The sequence below is a fragment of the Aliiroseovarius halocynthiae genome (assembly GCF_007004645.1).
Classification (GTDB): Bacteria; Pseudomonadota; Alphaproteobacteria; order Rhodobacterales; family Rhodobacteraceae; genus Aliiroseovarius; species Aliiroseovarius halocynthiae.
In genome coordinates this window covers 1,185,839-1,208,704 of record NZ_ML660019.1, presented here as the reverse complement: position 1 = coordinate 1,208,704, position 22,866 = coordinate 1,185,839, and the positions used below count along the sequence as shown (strand labels likewise).

General features: G+C 56.0%; 23 protein-coding genes and 1 pseudogene. 11 read left to right on the top strand and 13 right to left on the bottom strand.

Going from position 1 to position 22,866, the window contains the following annotated elements; genetic code table 11:
- Positions 1–83: 83 nt before the first annotated feature.
- Positions 84–785: an MgtC/SapB family protein gene (locus FIL88_RS05985; RefSeq protein WP_142852869.1), complete on the bottom strand. Its 702-nt coding sequence runs from the start codon at positions 783–785 to the stop codon at positions 84–86.
- A gap of 180 nt (positions 786–965) precedes the next feature.
- Here FIL88_RS05985 and guaA point away from each other — a divergent pair, with 180 nt between their 5' ends.
- From guaA to FIL88_RS05945, 8 genes and pseudogenes are all read left to right on the top strand, one after another.
- Positions 966–2,525: a glutamine-hydrolyzing GMP synthase gene (gene guaA / locus FIL88_RS05980; RefSeq protein WP_142852868.1), complete on the top strand. Its 1,560-nt coding sequence runs from the start codon at positions 966–968 to the stop codon at positions 2,523–2,525.
- Between the two features lie 169 nt (positions 2,526–2,694).
- Positions 2,695–2,988, top strand: coding sequence for a putative quinol monooxygenase (locus FIL88_RS05975; RefSeq protein ID WP_142852867.1), 294 nt, complete (start codon positions 2,695–2,697; stop codon positions 2,986–2,988).
- A 26-nt stretch (positions 2,989–3,014) separates the two neighbouring features.
- Positions 3,015–3,894 (top strand): annotated as a pseudogene (locus FIL88_RS05970) (DMT family transporter).
- A gap of 155 nt (positions 3,895–4,049) precedes the next feature.
- Positions 4,050–5,120: an OmpP1/FadL family transporter gene (locus FIL88_RS05965; RefSeq protein ID WP_142852866.1), complete on the top strand. Its 1,071-nt coding sequence runs from the start codon at positions 4,050–4,052 to the stop codon at positions 5,118–5,120.
- A gap of 120 nt (positions 5,121–5,240) precedes the next feature.
- A complete protein-coding gene (locus tag FIL88_RS05960; protein WP_142852865.1) occupies positions 5,241–6,101 on the top strand; it encodes an ATPase in 861 nt (286 codons plus the stop codon).
- A gap of 47 nt (positions 6,102–6,148) precedes the next feature.
- A complete protein-coding gene (metA, locus tag FIL88_RS05955) occupies positions 6,149–7,087 on the top strand; it encodes a homoserine O-acetyltransferase MetA (protein ID WP_142852864.1) in 939 nt (312 codons plus the stop codon).
- 56 nt (positions 7,088–7,143) lie between these two features.
- The gene (ppk2, locus tag FIL88_RS05950; RefSeq protein WP_142852863.1) at positions 7,144–8,025 is read left to right on the top strand and encodes a polyphosphate kinase 2; all 882 of its coding nucleotides are present in this window, start codon (positions 7,144–7,146) and stop codon (positions 8,023–8,025) included.
- A complete protein-coding gene (locus FIL88_RS05945) occupies positions 8,018–8,635 on the top strand; it encodes a TetR/AcrR family transcriptional regulator (RefSeq protein WP_142852862.1) in 618 nt (205 codons plus the stop codon). The genes ppk2 and FIL88_RS05945 overlap by 8 nt, the downstream gene beginning before the upstream one ends.
- A gap of 126 nt (positions 8,636–8,761) precedes the next feature.
- On the opposite strand, the gene FIL88_RS05940 is transcribed toward FIL88_RS05945, so the two are convergent.
- The 9 genes from FIL88_RS05940 to iscR form a co-directional block, all read right to left on the bottom strand.
- The gene (locus FIL88_RS05940) at positions 8,762–9,982 is read right to left on the bottom strand and encodes a cysteine desulfurase (RefSeq protein WP_142852861.1); all 1,221 of its coding nucleotides are present in this window, start codon (positions 9,980–9,982) and stop codon (positions 8,762–8,764) included.
- A 12-nt stretch (positions 9,983–9,994) separates the two neighbouring features.
- The gene (locus FIL88_RS05935; RefSeq protein WP_142852860.1) at positions 9,995–10,591 is read right to left on the bottom strand and encodes a Yip1 family protein; all 597 of its coding nucleotides are present in this window, start codon (positions 10,589–10,591) and stop codon (positions 9,995–9,997) included.
- Complete coding sequence (locus FIL88_RS05930; protein ID WP_142852859.1) at positions 10,591–11,094, bottom strand: YIP1 family protein; 504 nt, start codon at positions 11,092–11,094, stop codon at positions 10,591–10,593. The genes FIL88_RS05935 and FIL88_RS05930 overlap by 1 nt, the downstream gene beginning before the upstream one ends.
- 17 nt (positions 11,095–11,111) lie before the next feature.
- Positions 11,112–12,401 (bottom strand): Fe-S cluster assembly protein SufD, encoded by a 1,290-nt coding sequence (gene sufD, locus FIL88_RS05925; RefSeq protein WP_142852858.1) that lies wholly within the window; start codon positions 12,399–12,401, stop codon positions 11,112–11,114.
- Positions 12,398–13,156 (bottom strand): Fe-S cluster assembly ATPase SufC, encoded by a 759-nt coding sequence (gene sufC / locus FIL88_RS05920; RefSeq protein WP_142852857.1) that lies wholly within the window; start codon positions 13,154–13,156, stop codon positions 12,398–12,400. Before sufC ends, sufD begins: the two co-directional genes overlap by 4 nt.
- A 144-nt stretch (positions 13,157–13,300) precedes the next feature.
- Entirely contained in the window at positions 13,301–13,771 is a 471-nt protein-coding gene (locus FIL88_RS05915; RefSeq protein ID WP_142852856.1) for a hypothetical protein, read from the bottom strand.
- Positions 13,772–13,993: 222 nt separating this feature from the next.
- Positions 13,994–15,517, bottom strand: a complete 1,524-nt coding sequence (sufB, locus tag FIL88_RS05910) for a Fe-S cluster assembly protein SufB (RefSeq protein ID WP_142852855.1) — start codon at positions 15,515–15,517, stop codon at positions 13,994–13,996.
- 28 nt (positions 15,518–15,545) lie between these two features.
- Positions 15,546–16,589: a cysteine desulfurase family protein gene (locus FIL88_RS05905; RefSeq protein WP_142852854.1), complete on the bottom strand. Its 1,044-nt coding sequence runs from the start codon at positions 16,587–16,589 to the stop codon at positions 15,546–15,548.
- A gap of 68 nt (positions 16,590–16,657) precedes the next feature.
- Positions 16,658–17,119 (bottom strand): Fe-S cluster assembly transcriptional regulator IscR, encoded by a 462-nt coding sequence (iscR, locus tag FIL88_RS05900; RefSeq protein ID WP_142852853.1) that lies wholly within the window; start codon positions 17,117–17,119, stop codon positions 16,658–16,660.
- 188 nt (positions 17,120–17,307) lie between these two features.
- Here iscR and FIL88_RS05895 point away from each other — a divergent pair, with 188 nt between their 5' ends.
- From FIL88_RS05895 to FIL88_RS05885, 3 genes are all read left to right on the top strand, one after another.
- Positions 17,308–17,961 carry an alpha/beta hydrolase gene (locus FIL88_RS05895; protein WP_142852852.1) on the top strand — a complete coding sequence of 218 codons (654 nt, stop codon included), beginning with the start codon at positions 17,308–17,310 and terminating at the stop codon, positions 17,959–17,961.
- Between the two features lie 7 nt (positions 17,962–17,968).
- Positions 17,969–18,190 carry a hypothetical protein gene (locus tag FIL88_RS05890; RefSeq protein WP_142852851.1) on the top strand — a complete coding sequence of 74 codons (222 nt, stop codon included), beginning with the start codon at positions 17,969–17,971 and terminating at the stop codon, positions 18,188–18,190.
- 151 nt (positions 18,191–18,341) lie between these two features.
- Entirely contained in the window at positions 18,342–19,253 is a 912-nt protein-coding gene (locus FIL88_RS05885) for a hypothetical protein (protein WP_185960848.1), read from the top strand.
- 76 nt (positions 19,254–19,329) lie between these two features.
- On the opposite strand, the gene FIL88_RS05880 is transcribed toward FIL88_RS05885, so the two are convergent.
- From FIL88_RS05880 to ctaA, 3 genes are all read right to left on the bottom strand, one after another.
- Positions 19,330–19,866 carry a transglutaminase-like cysteine peptidase gene (locus FIL88_RS05880; RefSeq protein ID WP_246066619.1) on the bottom strand — a complete coding sequence of 179 codons (537 nt, stop codon included), beginning with the start codon at positions 19,864–19,866 and terminating at the stop codon, positions 19,330–19,332.
- 362 nt (positions 19,867–20,228) lie between these two features.
- Entirely contained in the window at positions 20,229–21,704 is a 1,476-nt protein-coding gene (locus FIL88_RS05875; RefSeq protein ID WP_142852848.1) for a carboxypeptidase M32, read from the bottom strand.
- Positions 21,705–21,706: 2 nt separating this feature from the next.
- The gene (ctaA, locus tag FIL88_RS05870) at positions 21,707–22,855 is read right to left on the bottom strand and encodes a heme A synthase (protein ID WP_142852847.1); all 1,149 of its coding nucleotides are present in this window, start codon (positions 22,853–22,855) and stop codon (positions 21,707–21,709) included.
- Between the last annotated feature and the right edge of the window lie 11 nt (positions 22,856–22,866).

Below are 22,866 nucleotides of genomic sequence, written 5' to 3'. Positions count from 1 at the left end.
TAAAGCTGTCCCCAAACGGCCATGCAGGGGCAAAAACGACATTCCGGCGGATTTGATGTTTTCCCGGTTAGTTTGGCGCGCCGTCAGTCGTCATTCGCGGCTTCCCACGACAAGGACCGGATATTGGCGTCCAACATCAACGGAGCAACGGCGGTCTTGATCAAACTGTCACTGTTGTCTTCGACATTGACCAGTACCTCTAGCGTGCTGTCTTCGCCGCTTTCAGTCGCCTCGATCGATACAAGAGCCAGTCCCGGAAGGGCCAGTTTATGGACAATGGTCGATCGGACCTTGCTTTCATGCTTGGCCCGGCACGACACCCATAGGCGAAACTCCAAAAGCAGCGGTTTGCCCGCACGGGTCTTGCGTTTCATGAACTTTACAAGCGGTCGCAAGCCAAGGTTTACAAAGATAATCAAGCCGCACATCAGTGCCGCAAAGCTGATAGCACCTACGCCAGCCATGACCCCAATGGCAGCCGAACACCACAGCGTCGCCGCCGTATTCAAACCATGGATGGTGAACCCGTGGCGAAAGATGATGCCCGCGCCCAGAAAACCGATCCCCGACACGACCTGAGCCGCCACACGGGTTGGGCTGACTTCGTGCGGGAAAAGCGCTGCGAAAACGACGAAGCCTGCGGCACCCAACGACACAAGCGCATTTGTGCGCAGCCCCGCCATGCGTTGCCGCACCTGCCGTTCCGATCCAACCAATGCGCCCAAAATCACTGCCGCAGTCAGGTTCAGGGCGGCCACATCTAGTGTAATGGCTTCTGTTATCATGCTCTTTTTCTCCTCCCAGCCAGTCTTGCCTGAAGTTGCCCGCGTTTCTGGGGCAATTGCGACGGTCTGAACGTCTGAATACCCCAAACCTAATGATTTAGTGAACTCGTTTTGCGGGATATGTCGGATGCACCTTGCTTGGGGCTTGCGAAAACCTGTTCCCTGCCCTAAGCGGTCAACATGACAGATCAGAGCCACGACCGCCTTCTTATTATCGACTTCGGAAGCCAGGTGACGCAGCTGATTGCGCGCCGCCTACGCGAGCTGAACGTCTATTGTGAAATCCACCCCTATCAGAACGTCACGATGGAATTCGTGCGCGAGATGGCACCCAAAGCGGTGATCTTCTCGGGCGGGCCTGACAGCGTGACCCGCGAGGGGTCTCCGCGCGCGCCGCAAGAAATCTTTGACTATGGCGTGCCAATCTTGGGCATCTGCTATGGCCAACAGACCATGATGGCCCAGCTGGGCGGCAAGGTCGAAAGTGGCCACGGCACGGCAGAGTTCGGACGCGCCTATGTGACCCCCAAAGCCAAACTGGATTTGCTGGAGGGTTGGTTCGAAGACGGGGACGAGCAAGTTTGGATGAGCCATGGCGACCATGTCTCGGAAATCGCACCGGGTTTTGAGGTTTACGGCACATCGCCCAACGCCCCTTTCGCGATCACAGCAGACACGGAACGTCACTTCTATGCGGTGCAGTTCCACCCCGAAGTGCACCACACGCCCAACGGCGCGAAGCTGTATGAACAGTTCGTTAAGCTGGCCGGCTTCAAAGGCGATTGGACCATGGGTGCCTATCGCGAAGAAGCCATACGCCAGATCAAAGAACAGGTCGGCGACAAGAAGGTCATCTGTGGCCTGTCCGGCGGCGTCGACAGCTCGGTCGCGGCCGTTTTGATCCACGAAGCGATCGGCGATCAGCTGACCTGCGTGTTCGTGGACCACGGCCTTCTGCGCAAAGGCGAGGCCGAAGAAGTCGTCACCATGTTCCGCGACAACTATAACATGCAGTTGATCCACGCGGATGAACAAGAGCTGTTCTTGGGCGAGCTGGACGGTCGGTCCGACCCGGAAACGAAGCGCAAGATCATCGGCAAGCTGTTCATCGACGTGTTCCAGAAGCATGCCGACACCATTGATGGTGCGGAGTTCTTAGCTCAAGGCACACTGTACCCCGATGTCATTGAATCAGTTAGCTTTTCTGGCGGCCCATCAGTAACCATCAAGTCGCACCACAATGTGGGTGGCCTGCCCGAAAAGATGGGTTTGAAACTGGTTGAACCTCTGCGTGAGCTCTTCAAAGACGAAGTGCGTGCATTGGGTCGTGAACTTGGCCTGCCCCAAAGCTTCATTGGCCGCCACCCCTTCCCCGGACCGGGGCTTGCAATTCGCTGCCCAGGTGAAATCACCCGCGCCAAGCTGGATATTCTGCGCGAGGCGGACGCGGTCTATATCGACCAAATTCGCAAGCATGGTCTCTACGATGAGATCTGGCAGGCCTTCGTGGCCATCCTGCCCGTGCGCACTGTGGGTGTGATGGGTGATGGGCGCACCTATGATTATGCCTGTGCGCTGCGCGCCGTAACGTCGGTGGATGGTATGACGGCGGATTACTATCCTTTCAGTCACGAATTCCTTGGGGAAACCGCAACCCGCATCATCAACGAGGTGAAAGGCATCAACCGCGTGACCTACGACGTGACCTCGAAGCCTCCAGGCACGATCGAATGGGAGTAAGGTGCGTCCGGAAATCGATCCGTTGAATATCGATTTCAGCACCGAACACCCGGGGTGCCCGCCGAAGGCTAGCGCTACTACGCACTGAAATCATCAAAACGCCGTCCAGTCGGGCGGCGTTTTGATTTTCCGCTCGCCAACCCGAGACCTGCTTGTTAGCCCTTGGAGCATGACACAGAAACCAAACATTGTTCTGACCGGCCATATCGACGTGCCCCAAGACCGGATCGAGGCCGTCCGCGCTGCCCTGCCCGCCCATATCGCGCTTACCCGCGCCGAACCGGGCTGCCTGTCATTTCTGGTGGTCGAGGATCGGTGCCACCCCGGACGTTTCAATGTCTCGGAACGCTTCACCCACCGCAGTGCTTTTGACGCACACCAAGCGCGCACTAAAGCGTCGGACTGGGCCACGATCACTGCCGGGATCCCCCGGCACTACACTGTGACCGAGGTCGACGCGTGACGCCAACTGCCCGCGCCGCGATTTGGATGACCGGTGCGATTGGGTCGTTCTCGGTTATGGCCGTTGCAGGGCGCACCGTTTACACTACAATTAGATACGTTTGAATTGATGATGTACCGCTCGCTGGTTGGGCTTTGCATCGTGCTTTCCTTTTTGACGATTACAGGCCGCTGGCACGGGGTCTCACGCCAAAATCTCGGCACACATTGCGCTCGCAACCTCGCCCATTTTGCCGGGCAGAACTTGTGGTTCTATGCGCTAACTTTGATTCCGCTGGCTCAGGTCTTCGCGCTGGAGTTCACTTCGCCTTTATGGGTGGTGTTTCTTGCGCCACTTCTGCTGGGCGAACCCTTGAAAAGTACACAGATCCTCTGCGTGCTCGCGGGCTTTCTTGGCATTCTCATCACCACAGCGCCAGCGCTAAGCGAGCCCACGACATCTGCGGGCACTTTATCCGCGGCCCTCTCGGCCGTCTGCTTTGCACTTACCGCCGTTTTCACCCGTAAGCTAACGAGAACCCACTCAACACTCTCAATCCTTTTCTGGCTAACCAGCATGCAACTTGGCCTCGGCATCGTCTTCGCTGGATTTGATGGCACCATTGCATTACCGCATGCTGTGAACGCCGTGTGGCTGTTCATTATCGGCTGCTCTGGGTTGTTGGCCCATACCTGTATGACACAGGCCTTGTCACTTGCGCCCGCCTCGATCGTGATACCGATCGACTTCACACATCTACCCCTGATTGCAGTTACAGGTGCCATGCTTTATGGTGAACAAATCGGAGCCGCGCTGATCATCGGAGGCACAATCATCGTCGCGGCCAACGTAACCAGCATTCGTCTGTCCGAAAAGCCGCAGCAATTGACCAAACAAACGTCTGAAAACACGCGTGAAATTTGGTAAATCGTGTCAATTTCACATCGTTCATCGGGCAATTCACGACCTGACGTCACATGACCCAAAGTAAAGATTGACCGGGAAACATCGCACAAAATACCTTTTTAGAACACTGCCGCACCGGAGGAGACGGCGGAAACTATAAGCCCCAGGGAGGATACATGAACAAGCAAACCCTAACGATTGCGGCAGCATTAACAGCCGCCGCAACATCCGCACATGCCGGGATCGACCGCTCAGGTCAGGATATTGGGATCATCTTTGAGGAGGGCAACTATGTTGAGCTGAGCTTTGCAAATGTTGCTCCCAGCATCGCTGGTAATAACCCATTTGCCGGCCCCATATCACAATCCGCCGTAGACTACTCGACTTTCGGCTTGGGTATCAAAATGCAGCTGAACGAGCGACTAAGTTTCGCCGTGATCTATGATGAGCCTTATGGCGCAGATATCAGCTATGCAAACACACCGATCCAGATCCCACTTCCCACAGGCGCTGTCCCTGCTATGGCAGAAGTAAACAGTAGCGCTTATAGCGGCATTCTGCGCTACCAACTTGGAAACGGTTTCAGTGTTCACGGCGGCCTTCGCATGCAGAAACTGTCCGGTTCCATCATTTCAGGTGACGGGGTACTGGAAGCTGCTAGCGGCAACGAACTTGGTGGTCTCGTAGGTGTTGCCTATGAACGCCCAGACATTGCTCTACGTGTTGCACTGACATACTTCTCAGCCGTCGAGCATAGTTTGACCGGAACGCATAACGGTCTGCCAGCAACTGCAACCGTGGAAATGCCATCAGCATTTAATCTGGATTTCCAAACTGGAATTGCGGCGAACACCCTTTTGTTCGGCTCAATCCGTCATGCTCAATGGGATGGAAAATCCTTGACGTCCAACAGCCCGGTCTTCGGCGACGTGAACTGGGTTAACTTCGTTGATGACGTAACGTCTTACCAGCTGGGCGTTGGTCGCAAGCTGAACGACAATTGGTCAGTCGCCGCGTCATTTTCGTATACTGATGGTGCAAGTGAAGGCACAACACTGCTTGCCCCAGCAGGAGCGACCAAAAGCATCGGCGTTGGTGGGACCTATACCCACGAGAACATGAAAATCCAAGCAGGTGTTCAGTACTCGATGATCGACGATAAAGTCGTGACCACCGCTATTGGACCGACGACCTTCTCGGGCGGCGACGCGGTCGCATTCGGACTGAAAGTCGGCTTTAGCTTCTGATCCGACACCAAATAAGACAAAAAACGCCCTGCCAACACGCGGGGCGTTTTCTTTTGGGGCTAAGGGTTTGACCCGCCTTGCGCCGCACTTTACCAAAGGCTGAACGACAAGAGGCCGCAGATGATCTATCAAACCGCTCAGGACTGGCAGAATGCCCCGCACAAGCGCGTGCTGTTCTTCGGCATGTCTGGCCTTGGGAAAACCTATCTGTCCAACCTTCTGCGCGATCAAGGCGATTGGTTCCATTATTCGGCCGATTATCGCATCGGCACGCGTTATATGGGCGAACATATCGCTGATAACTTCAAAGCCGAGGCGATGAAGGTTCCTTTCCTTCGGGAGCTTCTGATGTCGGACTCGATCCGTATCACCTCGAAAATCAGTTTTGAGAATCTGACACCTGTCGCCACATATCTGGGAAAACCCGGCGACGTGACCAAAGGCGGCCTTCCCTTCGACGAATATCGCCGCCGTCAGGACCAGTTCAAAGCCGCCGAGATCGCCGCCTTGATGGATACGGCCGATTTCATCGACCGCGCTGAACGCATCTATGGCTATCCGCATTTCATCTGTGATAGCGGCGGCTCGATCTGCGAATGGATTGATCCAGCCCTTGGTGAACATGATCCAATGCTTGCAGAACTCAGCCAGCACTGTCTGCTTGTCTGGTTGCGCGGCGACGACGCACATACCCAAAAACTGGTCGAACGCTTTGACCGCGCGCCCAAACCCATGGCCTATCAGCCCGAGTTTCTGGCGCGAATTTGGGGCACATATCTGAGCGAATTCAATGTGAAAGAAGATGACGTTGATCCCGACAATTTCATCCGCTGGACCTATGCTCAAGCGCTTAACCACCGTCAGCCGCTTTATGAACACATGGCCCGATATGGCGTGACCCTCTGCGCGCATGACATGGCACAGATCAAAACGCCAGATGACTTTGACCGCCTGATCGCCGCCGCCATTGACGCGCGCTGATCTGACACCATCTATACCCCTTACGTAAAACAAAAAGGACCGGTTCCATGCCCATCAAGATCCCCTCGACTCTGCCAGCCGTGAACGTGCTGAAAGACGAAGGCGTGATGGTCATGCCCGAGGAACAGGCCTCGAAACAGGACATCCGCCCGATGCGGATCGCCCTGCTGAACCTGATGCCCAAGAAGATCGAAACCGAGACGCAATTCGCACGCTTGATTGGATCGCATCCTCTGCAGATCGAGCTTACGCTTCTGCGCCCATCTGAACATATCTCGAAAAATACCAGCGAAGCCCATATCGGCGCGTTCTATCAGCCGTGGGACGAGGTAAAGGACCAGAAATTTGATGGTCTGATCATCACCGGCGCCCCGATCGAACACCTGCCGTTTGAAGAGGTCACATATTGGGACGAGCTGACGCAGATCCTTGAGTGGACTCAGACCAATGTACACTCCACCTTTGGAGTGTGCTGGGGCGGGATGGCAATGATCTATTACTTTCACAAAGTTCAGAAGCACATGCTGGAGGCCAAGGCATTTGGCTGTTTTCCACAAAAGAATATGGCCCCTACATCGCCATATTTGCGCGGTTTTTCTGATAGTTGCGTAGTGCCAGTTAGTCGCTGGACGGAAATGAAGCAAGACGAAGTTGATGCGGCTTCGGGGTTAAGAACCCTATTGGGTTCAGACGATACCGGCCCGTGCCTTATTCAAGATCACGCCCATCGCGCGCTCTATATCTTCAACCATTTCGAATATGACGACATGACGTTAAAGGGGGAATATGATCGGGACGTGGCCAAAGGTGCACCGATCAATGTGCCGATGAACTATTATCCTGATGATGACCCGACACAGCCCCCCGAGAACCGCTGGCGCAGTCACGCACATCTTCTGTATCAAAACTGGATTTCGGAAATGTACATGACGACGCCCTATGACATCACCCAGATTGGTCAAACCGTAAAAGACCGCCGGGGCTAAGCCAATTGCCAAACGCACCCACGGTCCCCATATTGGTGTGAAATCAGGAGTTTGCCATGTCATTGCCTTTTGACGGAGCCATATCGGAGTTCTTTCGCGAAACCGCCCCTAATGCGGTGCGCGACGCGATCAAAAACGCATCCAAGAAAGATATTCTGTCCGACAGCTATCCTTACGAAAAACTGATCGACAAGGACACCTACGAGGCCGAAATCGAAGCGCTTCAACTGGAATTGGTTAAGCTTCAGGCGGATGTGAAGGCCACTGGAAAGCGCGTGGTGGTCATCTTTGAAGGGCGCGATGCCGCCGGCAAAGGGGGCACAATCAAACGCTTTCGCGAAAACCTAAACCCGCGTGTGGCGCGTGTCGTGGCGCTGTCCAAACCTTCGGACCGCGAAGCTGGGGAATGGTACTTCCAGCGCTATATCAAACACTTGCCGACCGAAGGTGAGCTCGTCCTATTTGATCGCAGCTGGTATAATCGCGGAGTGGTCGAAAAGGTGTTTGGGTTTTGCGAAGACACTCAGCGCGAAGCGTTCTTCCGCCAACTTCCTGAATTCGAAGATATGTTGGTCGATGAAGGCATTCACTTTGTAAAGATCTGGCTGAATGTTGGACGCGCAGAACAGCTGCGGCGGTTCCTTGCCCGCGAGAAAGACCCACTGAAGCAATGGAAGCTTAGCTGGATCGATGTCGAAGGTCTTAAAAAATGGGACGCCTATTCTGATGCCATTCAAGAGACCTTCAACCGCAGCCACCGCGACGTCTCGCCCTGGACCGTGATTAGATCTGATGACAAAAAACGCGCGCGTTTGGCTGCCCTGAAAGCAGTATTGCAAGGCATTGACTATGTTGGGAAAGACGGAAACGTCGCCAACGCGCCAGACGAAAACATCTGCGGTGGACCCGAAATCTGGACCGATGGTGGCAATGCCTAAGCGCGGATATCATCACGGCAACCTCAGGCAGGCTTTGGTCGATGCAGCCCTTGCCCTGATCGAGGAGAAAGGCCCCACAGGCTTCACCCTGTCCGAGGCCGCCAAACAGGCTGGCGTGACCCCAGCTGCCGTTTATCGCCATTTCGCCGGACGCGAAGACCTGATCGCGGAAGCCGCCCGCCAAGGGTACGAAATCTTCGCGGACCTTATGGAATACGCCTTTGATAAGGGCCAACCGTCGGCACTTGCCAGTTTCGAAGCAACCGGCCGCGCCTATCTGGCCTTCGCGCGCAAATATCCGGGCCACTATATCTCGATGTTCGAAAGCGGAATTTCGGTCAACCATTCGCCCGAACTGGCCATGGTGTCTTCCCGCGCAATGGGCGTGCTGGAAAAAGCGGCGTCGAAACTGACCGAGAACATGCCAGAAGATAAGCGCCCGCCCTCCCGCATGGTCAGCGCCCATATTTGGGCCATGAGCCACGGCGTAGTCGAACTTTTTGGTCGCGGCAGCCCCGGCCAGAAAAGCCCATTTCCACCGGAAGAGCTTCTGGAAAGCGGGATCGGAATCTATCTGCGCGGGCTTGGATTGATCAAGGCAGACAGCTGATTTTCACTCCTCCCGCCGGACAACCATCCGCATTTTCTTGTTGAAAATATCCTGGGGGAGTCTGAGGCCGTATGACCTCGGACGGGGGCAACGCCCCCTAGGCTCACAACGTGAGCCACCGATGCATTATGCCAATAGCTTGTGACACAACTCCAGTCCATCAACCAACCGGTCAACTTCTTCGGTCGTGTTATACAGCCCAAAAGACGCACGCGCCGTTGCGGCGACGCCCAAATGCTCCATCAAGGGTTTGGCGCAGTGATGCCCGGCTCGCACAGCGATGCCTTTCTTGTCCAGAATGGTCGAGATGTCATGCGCATGCGCCGCCCCCTCCATGGTCAACGAGAAGATGGCAGCCTTGCCCGGCGCGTGACCTTGCACATTCACCCAGTTCAACCCGGCAAACCGCTCGGCTGCATAGGCTGCCAGCGATGCCTCGTGGGCTGCGACATTTTCCATGCCCAGATCCATCATATACTCCAGCGCGGCACCCAGACCAATGGTTTGAACGATACCCGGCGTGCCAGCTTCGAATTTCAGGGGGGGCTTGGCATAGGTCACGGTATCTTTCGTAACCTCGTTAATCATATCGCCGCCACCAAAGAACGGCTGCATTTCAGCCTGACGTTCGGCGCGGATATAGATCGCACCAGAACCCGACGGCCCATAAAGCTTATGCCCTGTGATTGCATAGAAATCACATCCAATGTCCTGAACATCCACCGGCATATGCACCGCCCCTTGCGAGCCATCAACCATCACCGGCACACCTTTGGCCCGCGCACCCGTACAGATCGCCTTGACGTCAACAATGGTCCCCAACACGTTTGAACACTGTGTCACAGCGATCAGTTTGGTTCGATCCGTGATCGCGTCCAACACTTTCTGCGGGTCCAGTGATCCGTCCAGTTCAGGGTCGATCCATTTCAGGACCACGCCCTGACGTTCGCGCAGGAAATGCCAGGGAACGATGTTGGCGTGATGCTCCATTGTGGACAGAATAATCTCGTCCCCCGCCTGCATCCGGGGCGCGGCCCAAGCATAGGATACCAGATTGATGCCCTCGGTTGTCCCCGAGTTGAAAATGATTTCGTCCTCGGACCCGGCATTCAGAAACTTCGCCACGATCCCGCGCACCGCCTCGTAGCGCTCGGTCGACAGGTTTGACAGGTAATGCAGCCCGCGATGGACGTTCGAATACTCTTCGGCATAGCCACGCGTGATCGCATCAATCACCACCTGAGGCTTCTGTGCTGACGCGCCATTGTCCAGATAGGTCAAGGGCTTGCCGTTCACCTCTCGCGACAGGATCGGGAAGTCGCTGCGGATCTTGTCTATGTCATACATGGTTGGTTCCGATCATTGTACCGGCAAAGGGGGCGGTTCGACCCCAAGAATCATCAGGAAAAGGGACAACGGAAACGCTGACAGAACTATAAAGATCAGGATTGACGCAAAGACCAAACCCGCAGACCGAAAGCCGTGGTTCTCAGCCGTAAAGTGGCTAAGGACCCAAAACGAGATAAAGGCCGAAGCGAAGGTGAGCATTGCTGCCATGAGCGGCGCGAACAGCAACAATACCACAGTTAGCGCCTGAATTCCCAGCAACATGAACTGTGCCCAAACGACTGTGGCAATCGCGTTTTCAAGATTGCCTTGCCCGCCCATTAGTCGACCTACGAAATATAGGGCAGCGGCCATACCAAATGTGAGAATACCGTTAAGGACACCGAGCGTGATGGGGCTGATCAACGCCGGGGATACGGGTTCAGTTCCAACTGACGGCAGTAAAGATCCAATGATGATCAGACAGGTGGATAGAACCACCATCAGCAGCAAGGCTGTCCACAGGAACTCGCGGCTCAGACCTAGCGCGAACAGATCGCGCGCCACTTTGCGTGGCTCGGGCACAGTCTGAAGCGCCATTCCAAACAGATATCCGGGGGTGAATTGCATCACATAGCCTTGCTTGTCTCTTGCGGGCCGCGTTCAGCCTCGCGCAGATTGATAGACCAGAACAGGATAAACACCACAAGGGCCAGAAGGCCCACCAGCGACAATTGGACGCCCGGCCCGATGAACCCAGCCACAAGCCCCCAGAGCAGCCAAACCGGTGCAGCGCAGAGAAGTGCCCAGAACAGCGCGAAGCGTGCAGCATAGCTACTTCCCTTACCGCCGAACATCCGTGCGATCACATGACTGAAGGTTCCCAGCGCATAAAGTACCAAGGGCATGATAAAGAGCCACCCAAGCAAGGTCGCCCCCAACAGCATGTTCAATTCTTCGCCAGTTTCATATGCCTGCCGCGCTAAACGCGGCATTTGCGCGGCAAAGACCAAGGCGCAGGCGAAGATCAGAACCGCCAGCGCCCGATCTTCCCGCGGACTGTCGCCCACGCGCTGGCGAAACACCGCGCGCGGGCGGCGATAGGCATGCACCATATCTTGCAGGACCGACACCAGACGCCCCCCTCAGATCAGCCGCGGCGCCGTGTCAACCAAGCGTCGAGACGCCCAGTGATTTCGGCAGCGATGTCTTCATCCTCGATCTCTTCAATGGCATCGGCAAGGAACGCCAGCACCAAAAGGTCGGTCGCAATCGGCGTGGGAACCCCACGCGACCGCAGATAGAACAGCGCCTCTTCATCGATCGCACCCGTGGTCGAGCCGTGTGAACAGATCACGTCATCGGCATAGATCTCAAGCTCGGGCTTGGCTTGGAAGCTTGCGTCATCATCCAGAAGAAGCGACTGAGACTTCTGATAACCATCCGTCTTCTGTGCATCGGGCTTCACCAAAATCTTGCCCTGGAACACGCCCTTTGCGCCGTTTTTCAGCACCTTCTTGAAGACCTGGCGGCTTTCACACGCAACCGCATCATGGGTAATGAACACGGTGTCGTCGTGATGGAACTCGCTTTCTGCCCCATCCCCAAGCGCCGCGCCGGCGATATGCGCAACAGCTTCGTCTCCGATGATGTCGATCACGCATTCGTTGCGCGTCAGTTTGCCGTTCACCGTCATGGTGAAGCTTTTGAACACTGATTCAGCATCTACACGCGCGAAGATATGCGTCACTGCCTGCCGGTCGTGGTCGCGGCCCTGTGCACGGACGTGATGGAACTGCGCGCCCTTAGCCACATCCACCTCGGTCACTTGGTTGAAGCGCGCGGCGGCGGCGCCGTTTTCCAGCAGCGTCAGGCTTGCGCCCTCTTCCACACGGATCACGTGGTGCAGGATCACATCAGATACCGGATCTTCGTGGCGATAGATCAGCGACACTGGACGCGTGGGTGTTTTGGTGACGCGGATCACGACGCCATCCGTCGCCATGGCCGAGTTGTAGACCGCAAGCGGACGTTGTACCGGAGTCTGACCAGCCGTTTCCAGCACGCCATACAGATCTTTGGCCCAATGAATATCCTTCGTCGCGGCCATTGAGAGGCGTTCGATTTCAAGCCCTTCACCGTCCAAAGCGTCCGAAGCATCCGCGTCAAACACACCGTCCACAAAGACCAGCTTCAGGCGGTCAATATCGTGGAAGACCAGCGTTTCGCCCTGGTTGTCGAAGACGTCAGCAGAAGCAGGTTCTGCCGAGATCAGGCTGTCGGGGCGGGTCCATTTCCAATATTCGTCACGGCGCGTGGGCAATCCCATCGCAGCCAGACGGCTTGCAGCATCCGCACGCGCATCCGCCGCCCATGCCCCCGAGGCCGGACGCGCATCCGCGCTGATCAAAGCTGCCTGTGCTTTCACAGCGGTGCTCATGCGTCGATCTCCGCCAGAATGTCGGCATAGCCGTTATGTTCAACTTCCAGTGCCAGCTCGGGTCCACCCGATTTTATGATGCGGCCAGCAGCCATGATGTGCACAACGTCCGGTTTGATGTGGTCCAACAGACGCTGATAGTGGGTGATCACAAGGAAGGACCGGCCTTCGTCACGCAGCGCGTTCACGCCCTCCGACACCAGCTTCATTGCGTCCACGTCCAAGCCCGAGTCCGTTTCGTCCAGGATGCACATCTTGGGCTCAAGCATCGCCATCTGCAGGATCTCGTTGCGCTTCTTTTCGCCACCCGAGAAGCCCACATTGACCGGGCGTTTCAGCATGTCTGCATCGATCTTCAGGTCTTTTGCCTTGGCACGGATGAATTTCAGGAAGTCCGCAGCCGACATTTCCGCTTCGCCGCGTGCTTTGCGCTGAGCATTTACCGCTGTACGCAGGAAGGTCATGTTGCCAACACCGGGGATCTCGACCGGGTATTGGAAGGCCAGGAACAGACCAGCAGCGGCGCGCTCTTCCGGCTCCATGTCCAGCAGCTCTTCCCCGTCCAGCGTCGCGTCGCCTTTGGTCACTTCATAGCCATCGCGGCCAGACAGAACGTATGACAAGGTCGACTTGCCCGATCCGTTCGGACCCATGATTGCGTGCACTTTTCCCGCAGGCACCTCAAGGTCAACACCTTTCAGGATTTGCTTGTCTTCTTCTTCAAGTTTGACGTGCAGATTGTTGATTTTCAGCATTCTTCTTCCTCATGCGCGCCGATCAAAAGGACCGGGCAGCCCTTTCTGTTTGATCAGCACCATTCACGACTAGGCAGTAAGCACGCTGCCCCATCTCGTGATACTCAGTTCTATATGTAAAACAGCACCCGGAAGGGTAGTAAACTAGCGCACTTGCGGCAACTGGTTTACCTTGACTTCGGCCGGTTCTGCGGCCTCGTTGCTCTGGGCGCCCTCGCCTGCAACCTGTCCACTCGACATGTCCTGCGCCGAATAGGATTCTCCGCGAAACAAAACCGAGTTCGGCTTTGTGTTCTCGACGACCATCTGGGTCCATTCCGGTGAAAAGTACGTTCTGAAGAGTTCTGGAGACGAGTGTACCACATTGTGCATCATCACCACAGACAACAGAACTCCGACGATCATCGCCGAGTAGTATTTGGGTGACCTGATGCGCAGTACGATTTTCACCAGAATGCCAATCGCGACCCCGATACCGATATCCGCCAACATCATGGTGTCGGCGGTCTCTCCGGTGACCGTGTCCACTCCAAAGTTGAACCGAAGATACCGGGCCAGCACCACCGCACTTAGACCGATCATAAACGCCAAGATGGTGAGCAGTGGAGCCGACATTCTCTTCAATGCAGACGGTTTGCCCCGCCCTGAAGGCCCGTGCCCCGTTTTTTGAGTGCCAATCCTTGCGATCCGCTCTTCGAAATGCTGCTTTTGATGATCTTCCACCGCACTTATTCCCTGACGCGTAGTTCCCACACACAGCATAGCCAACGTCGAATGAAGAGACCAGTACTCCCCTCATACCAACTTGAGCACTATGATATGCGAATTTGGAAACAATCATCCAACGGATCCTTCCAGCGAAATCGCCACAAGCTGTTGGGCTTCCATGGCAAATTCCATCGGCAGGGCTTGCAGCACCTCTTTGGCGAAGCCGTTGACGATCAGGGCTACCGCCTCTTCCTCGTCCATGCCCCGCTGGCGGCAATAGAACATCTGTTCTTCGTCCACCTTCGACGTGGTCGCTTCGTGCTCGACGCGGGAGGAGTTGTTCTTCACCTCGATATAGGGAACGGTATGCGCCCCGCATTTGTCACCAATCAAAAGGCTGTCGCACTGCGTATAGTTGCGCGAGTTCTTGGCTTTCGGGTGCATCGACACAAGCCCACGATAGGTATTCTGCGCCTTGCCGGCCGAAATCCCCTTCGACACGATCCGCGATTTCGTATCGCGCCCCAGATGCACCATCTTCGTGCCTGTATCAGCCTGCTGATAGTTGTTGGTGATCGCGATCGAATAGAACTCGCCCTGGCTTTCCGCGCCGCGCAGGATGCAGGACGGGTATTTCCACGTCACGGCAGAACCGGTTTCCACCTGCGTCCACATCACTTTCGACCGATCCCCACGGCAATCCGCACGTTTCGTCACGAAGTTATAAATGCCGCCTTTGCCCTCTTCATCACCGGGGAACCAGTTTTGAACGGTCGAGTATTTCACCTCAGCGTCTTCTTCGATGATGATTTCAACCACGGCGGCGTGCAGCTGTGCGGTATCACGTTGCGGCGCAGTACAACCTTCCAAGTAGCTGACATAGCTGCCTTTATCGGCGATGATCAGCGTACGTTCGAACTGGCCAGTGTTCTCCGCGTTGATACGGAAATAGGTCGACAGCTCCATCGGGCAGCGCGTGTTGGGCGGGATGTAAACAAACGACCCGTCCGAGAATACGGCCGAATTCAGCGTCGCATAATAGTTGTCCGACACTGGCACCACGGACCCAAGGTATTTCTTCACCAGCTCAGGATGCTCGCGGATCGCTTCCGAGATCGAACAGAAAATGACGCCAGCCTTTTTCAACTCCTCTTGGAAAGTGGTCCCAACGGATACCGAGTCAAACACAGCGTCCACAGCGACCTTGCGGCCCTCGGCTGGCATATCCTCGGCACCTTCAACGCCAGCAAGGATCATCTGTTCTTTCAGCGGAATGCCGAGTTTCTGGTATGTTTCCAGCAACTTGGGATCCACATCATCCAGCGACTTTGGCTTTTCTTCCATCGATTTCGGACGGGCATAGTAATACTGGTCCTGAAAGTCGATTTCCGGATAGTTCAGCAGCGCCCATGCCGGTTCGTCCAGCTTTTCCCATCGCGCAAACGCTTCTAGACGCCATTCGGTCATCCATTCGGGTTCGTCATTCTTTCCGGAAATCAGACGGACGATATCGGGGTTCACGCCTTTGGGGGCGTATTCCATCTCGATCTCGGTTTCCCAGCCGTATTTATACGTCCCGGCAAGAGATTTCACCGCTTCAACGGTTTCCTCTTCAACGCCTTCTTTGGCGATCAGTTCATCAACACCGGCCATGTTTTCCTTTCACCCGGACCCACGCACCCTAGCGGCCACGCGCCCGAAATTTGTCATGTTCGCGAAGCCAGGCTTGTGCAAAAGCCCGGACTTCATCCTCACTTGTCAAAGGGCCAAGCGAGACGCGCAAAGCGCATCCCGCATGATCCCGGTCAAATCCCATTGCCGCCAAGGCAGCGCTGGTTTTTACCTTCCCAGAGGAACAGGCCGAGCCTGCGGAAACCGCAAATCCGGCCAGGTCCATCACCATCACCTGCGTTTCACCCTTCCATCCCGGAGTGACGAAACACGATGTGTTGGGAAGCCTGTTCGCGTCTTTCCCGACAAAAATAGTCTTATTCGCCGATTCCGCAATGGTGTTTTCTAGAATCTTTCTAAGTTTCTCAACCCGCGACCAAACACCCGTTTCAAGATCCCTCTGTGCGGCCAATGCCGCGGCTGCAAAGCCCGCTACTCCGATGACATTCTCGGTTCCGGAGCGGCGGCCCATCTCTTGCCCGCCGCCCTTGATTCGCGCCTCAATCTCGGTGCCTCGTTTGACGATCAGCGCCCCGATGCCTTTTGGCCCGCCCAGCTTATGGGCCGACACGATGGCCATATCCGCTCCGCACCAGTTGAAGGCAAATGGGATCTTCCCGAAGGCCTGCGTGGCATCGGTCATGAACAGCCTTTCGGGCAGCGCCTGAATGATTCCGGTCTCGGAATTGGCCAGCTGTAATGTGCTTTGCGCAGGTGTCGGGACATTCACAGCGCCCTGCCGGTCAATTGCCAAACCTTCTGTGCACCAAGACCGCACAGCATCATGCTCGATCCCCGCGCAAGACAGATTTCGCCCTGCCAAGGCGAGTGCCGCAGCTTCGGTTGCTGACGATGTGAAAATGATGTCCGCCCCGTCTGCTCCAAGTGCCGCTGCCAGGTCCTTGCGCGCACGCTCGATCAGGCCTTTTGCCGCGCGCCCTTCGGCATGCACCGAGGACGGATTGCCCACAAGCTCCATCGCGTCGATCATCGCGACCTTGGCCTCGGCACGCAAAGGTGTCGTGGCGTTCCAGTCCAAATAAGCACGGCTCACCAATGCACTCCTTCGCGTTTTCTTGTCAAAAATATCCTCGCCGAAGGCGAAATCGGCTGCGCAGCAGCTTATTCCTCGTCCACCACCGAGAACAACGTGGGTACGGCAGGGCATGGGGTCAGTTCATTCTTCACCACATCCGACAGGCGGGTCTGGTGCAGGAACACATAAACATGGGCAGACAGACCTTCCCACAGCCGGTTGGTCATGGATTGCGCGCGTGACCCTGACGAGGCGCCGGACGCGCCCGCCCCCTTGTGCATCGCGGATACCGTCTCATCCACGGCCTCTAGAATCTCGGAAACACGGATATCAGATGCAGAACGGGCCAATTTGTACCCGCCACCCGGACCGCGGACGCTTTCCACCAACCCAGCACGGCGCAATTTGACGAATAGCTGTTCAAGATACGGAAGTGAGATATCCTGACGCTTCGCCAGATCGGTCAGCGACAGAAGCGCACCATCGTCTTGCATCGCCAGATCCGCCAGCGCAACCATTGCATATCGACCTTTTGTGGACAGCTTCATACCGTTCCCCCTGCAAAAACATTGACCTTTTCGGCCCCGACCACTAGGTCACATAAGACTGGTGACGACGGCGGTCTCGGCCTGCACGGATCACCACCCCCGTATTATGGTGCGGGTCAGCCAGCGTCAAGAAAACCGCGCGACCAACCAAGGCTGCCCCAGACAGACGAGAAAGAGGCCCAGACCCAATGCCCGAAGTGATTTTTGCAGGCCCCGAAGGCCGACTTGAAGGCCGCTATCACGCACAGAAAGAAAAAGACGCCCCGATCGCCATCATCCTGCATCCCCATCCGCAATTCGGCGGTACGATGAACAACAAGGTCGTCTATAATCTGCACTATGCCTTCCACAACATGGGCTTCAACGTGCTGCGCTTCAACTTCCGTGGCGTAGGCCGCAGCCAAGGTGAATATGATCAGGGTGTGGGCGAGCTGTCGGATGCCGCGTCGGCGTTGGACTATCTGCAATCGATGAACCAGAACGCCAAGCATTGCTGGGTGGCAGGCTTTTCGTTCGGAGCGTGGATCGGCATGCAACTGTTGATGCGTCGCCCCGAGATCACTGGATTTGTCTCAGTCAGCCCGCCGGCGAACATGTATGATTTCAGCTTCCTAGCGCCCTGCCCCAGCTCGGGTCTGATCATCAACGGCACCGCTGACCGTGTGGCGCCTCCGGCTGACACGCACACGCTGGTCAACAAGCTTCACGAACAGAAGGGCATCACGATCACGCATGAAGAAATTCAGGGATCAGGCCACTTCTTCGAAGATGACCATATGGATTCGATGATCACCAATGTCGACGAATACGTCCGTCGCCGGCTGACCGAAACCACCCGCTGAGGCCACCATGGATCTGCTGGAACAAGTCGCTGACAAGCTGGCTCAGGAAGTGCTGGATGCAACCCATATGACCGGCAACGAAGATCTGGTGGAAGCCGTTAAGAAAACCATTGGGGCTTCGTCTACGACGTTGGAAGAGGCCTATATGACCGCGATCCGAATCCGCCGTGCCGAAGCGCGCGGGCGCGAAAAACTGCGGACACTTTTGCAAAATGAAACGCTAGGCTAGTCCACCCAATTTTACCAAATCTTGGATGCCACCTGCATTGGGGCACCCATGATAATTTTTGCGGTCGAAAGTAATCCTGCTTTTCGGAAACAGTCCTTTTCTCGTTTTACTTTGACCATTTACCGGCAATTTTCCTGAAATTCGATTTGAATTGTGGCAACTCGACGCCAATTGTGGCATCATTGTGATTATTTTCTACAGGCCTGAGTCTTTGTTGGCCGCACTAAATTTGAAAAGCATAGCTTTAAGAGGGGTGAAAATGCTTGTGAAGAAGAAGGTGCTCATCGCACTTGCGATGGCTGGTGCCGTGTGGGGGGGAACCACACAATCCGCGCATGCTCAAAAGTATTGTAATCTAGCGACGGCGAAACTGTCACTTGATCCAGCGATACTTTGTGAATGCAAAATCGTAACAACTCAGATGCTGCGGTATATTCAGCGTCAGGACGAATTTTTGTTCGTTCTTGAGAAGGTAACAGATCAATGTCCTGCCTTTGCGAATGCATTGAACGCACTGCCAACCGCTACCGCACCGGATCGCGTAAAGCGCGACAAAGAGGATGACGATGAACCGGCTAGAACGCCAAAACCTATACAGCCAAGGAAGCCCGACCCTAAGCCGAAGGTCGATCCCAAGCCTGGTGGAGGTGGCGATCCTGACGACAAACCGAAGCCGAAGCCCGGCGACAAGCCGAAGCCAAAACCTGGGGACAAGCCGAAGCCATCCGATGACGGTGACACTCCAGGGGACAAGCCTAAGCCTGAAGATGGCGGAGGTGAAAAACCGAAGCCCAAGAATGGCGACGACACTCCGGGGGACAAGCCAAATCCTGAAGGCAACGAGGGTGAAACGCCGGGTGACAAACCGAATCCGGAAGGCGGCGAGGGTGACAATCCCAGCGCCGAAGGTGGCGGCGACACCCCGGGAGATAAGCCACAGCCGAAAGAGGGCGGCGACACACCCGGCGACAAACCTGCTTCTGAAGGTGGTTGCAGCGGTGGTGGATCTGAAGGAGGATCCAGCGCGCAAAATGCTGGCTCTGGTTCAGGTGAAGGCTGCTAGTGCCAAGCTAATGGCTAAATCCAGAAAGGCGCGCAAAATGCGCGCCTTTTTTCTTTACAACAGGGATCGTATACTCTTAGCCACCAGCTTGTACATTCACCCATCGCGACGGGCGATTAGGATCCTGCATGCGAAGAAAAACATAGCGCGTATCGCGCCAGCTTCGGATCGAATTGGTGACATTGTCTAACACCACGTCACCTTGATCCGTACGAACAACCAATACGGCATGCGGTCGGCGGCTGCGATCCAGTACTGTCGCGATCAATAGGCGCTGAGGATCAATGCCTTTGCCGATCAACGCGCGCTTTTTGGCTAGCGCGTAATCCTCACAATCGCCACCACGGCGTGTCGGAATCGCCCAACGCTCGGCCTCGCCATATTGCTGACGATCCTCAATCGCACGGGTCGTCCGATTGACTTGCCGATTAACCGCTTGGACGACTTTCATGTCGCCAGCAGAGAGGGTGCCGTTGGCCGAACCGCGCGCGCAGGCCCAACTGTATGTCGAACACAGCCCGCTTGCCCCCGGAGGGGCCGCGCCCTGTCCACGCGATTTAAGAAAATTCGACCCGCTTGCAAATCCATCAAGCGGAGCGGCAAAGATTGCCATAGTCGATAGCGCCACCGCGCTTAAGATAGTGCGACCAGGCAAAGCTATCCTGGCGGGACCAGAGCGATTGGTCATCCGTAACCTCCATAGGCTGCAAACCCTAAAGCACAAATCTTTACAATTTGTGCATCTGTGGTCAGCACCCTCGCTGTCCCCCCAGCAGAACCTTAACACTGATAACCAAAAATGGCGAAATTCGGCCCTACCAAGGGCCTTAATGCATCATTTTCGCGATTTTAGCCAAGGGCATGCCCTTGACTCACGCATAAATCCGCCGACCACGACCGACCGTATGGCAAAGAATCATCGCTTTCAGTCAGGGAAAACCGCTAAAGGATTTCCCCCTGACCCAAAGAATATCATTAAAAGTATATGCCTTCGAACTTTTGCTCAAGATAGCGCAACAGTGGCTCGACAGTGACCGCCGCACCTGTGGCATGCTCGATCGTTTGTCGCGGGTTTCGCAAAGTCCCGTGTTGCTGCAATTTGTCCGCCAGCCAAGTCGTCGCATAGGTCGCGTCCCCCTGCCCCAGACGCATGTCCAGATCTGACAGATCCTTGCGCAAAGCGTCATACAGGCAGCCCGCATAAATATTGCCAAGCGCATATGTAGGGAAGTACCCAAACAGGCCAACCGACCAGTGCACATCCTGCAATACGCCGTTCGAAGCCTTATCGACCTCATATCCGAAATCAGCGGCAAACCGTTCGTTCCACACCGCTTCCAGATCTGCGACGTCCAGCTGGCCACCAATCAAGCGACGCTCAAGATCGAAACGCAGCATGATATGCAAATTGTACTGTACCTCGTCCGCCTCGGTGCGGATAAAGCCCTTCTGAAGCCGGTTCACCATGCGATAGAACGCATCCGCATCGCTTGCGGGTGTCTTCCCGAACCGCGCTTCCATCTGATCAAACAGCCACCCCGTGAACGCACGCGAGCGGCCCAGTTGGTTCTCATAGATGCGCGATTGGCTTTCATGTACGCCCATCGACGCGCCCCGCCCAATCGGTGTCAGCAGATAGGCATTGTCGATGTTTTGCTCGTAACAGGCATGCCCGACTTCATGGATCGTCGAATAGAAGCAGTTGAACGGGTCCTCTTCCGAGGTCCGCGTGGTGATGCGCACATCCAAGCCAGAGCCCGAGCTGAACGGATGCACCGCCTTGTCGATCCGCCCATGGGCCAGGTCATAGCCAAACGTCTTTGCCAGCTTCGTCGACAGCTTAAGTTGCTTTTTCTCGGCCCAATTACCGACAAGGGTTTCAGGCTGGTTCGAGGCTCCAAGAGCCTTGTCGCGCAAGGTCACCAGACGAGGGCGCATGGCATCGAACAAGCTCTGGATGTCACTGCCCGATAGACCCGGCTCGTAATCATCAAGTAAGGCGTCATACAGATCACCGCCATCTGCCAAGGCACTGGCCTCTTCGCGGCGCAGATTGACGACCTCTTCCAGAACCGGCTTGAAGGCTTCGAAATCATCGCCCGCCCGCGCCTCGGCCCATTTGCCTTGCGCGGCCGAGGTCACACGGGCCAGTTCGGCCGCAAGTGCCACTGGCACTTTGGCGGCACGGTCGCGTGCACGGCGGATTTCGCGGATCTGAGCGTGCCCTGCATCGTCCAAACCCGCTTCGTCAATGGCTTCCAGCCAATCACCGATCCGGGGATCGTTGCGCCGTGCGTGAAGCACCTTTTCCAATGCGGCCATTTCCTCGGCCCGCTGTGGCCCTGCCCCATCGGGCATGACCGTTTCCTGATCCCAGCCAAGTCGGCCCGCAACCTCGCCCAGGGCTTGGGTGTCGCGTGCAAATTCCATCAGTTCGTCAAAGGCGCTCATGATCAGCTCCGGATGCTTTGTTCAGTCGGATAGCCCGCAAGGAAACGGGCGTTCAGAACCAGAACCCAAACCAGCATTGCGCCGATCTGATGGGTAATGGCCACGTGAAGGGGGGAGGCTTGCAAAACCGTTGCGATGCCCAGTACGGCTTGTGCGCCGATCATCAGACAGGCCAGATTAAAGCCCATGCGCACCATCTGGTTGCCCGACTTGCGCGAAGCACGCCAAACAATGATCGCGAAGATCACAAGCAGATAGCCCACCATCCGGTGCATGAACTGCACAAGGCCTGCATTTTCAAAGAAATTACGCCAGATCGGCGCGATATCAAAGGCTTCGGGCGGGAAGAACTGATCGCCCATCCACGGCCAGTCGACAAAGGATCGCCCGGCATCAATGCCCGCGACCAAGGCCCCCAGCAGGATCTGCAAGAATGCCAGATGCAGAAGCCCCGTTCCCATGCCGAAAAGCTTGCGTTCACGCAGACGACGGGCCGCCATCAGGCTGGCCTCTTTCCGACCCAACAGAAGCGCATACCATGTGATGAAACCAAGTATAACAAAGGCCAGCCCCAGATGCACCGCCAAGCGGTACGAGGCGACGTCGACACGATCCCCCGACAAACCAGATGAGACCATCCACCACCCAATAGCCCCCTGAAGCCCGCCAAGTGCGCCCAGAAGCAGCAACCGACCGGTCCAACCATTGGGGATCTTGCGGGCGGCGAGAAAGCCGAAAAATCCGATGGCCCAGACCAGACCAATGAAGCGGCCCAACTGACGGTGGCCCCATTCCCACCAATAGATGCTCTTGAAGGCCTCAAGATCCATGTGGCTGTTTTGCAGTTTGAACTCAGGAATTTCCTGATACTTGGCGAATTCAGCTTCCCACGCAGCCTGATCCATGGGCGGCATCGCCCCAGTGAACGGCGCCCATTCGGTGATCGACAAGCCAGAATCGGTCAGGCGTGTTAGCCCGCCCACGACAACCATAATGGCAACCAAGGCAAACAGGATCATCAGCCACACACGTATGGCCCCCCGCGCACCGCCGCCACCTGATCCGCGCTCGATCGCGCCTGTTTGGGGGGTATCGCGCACCTCGTCTTTGGTGTCGCTGACTTCCTCGAAAATGCTGCGGGGCTTGGACATCTGGCTCTCCG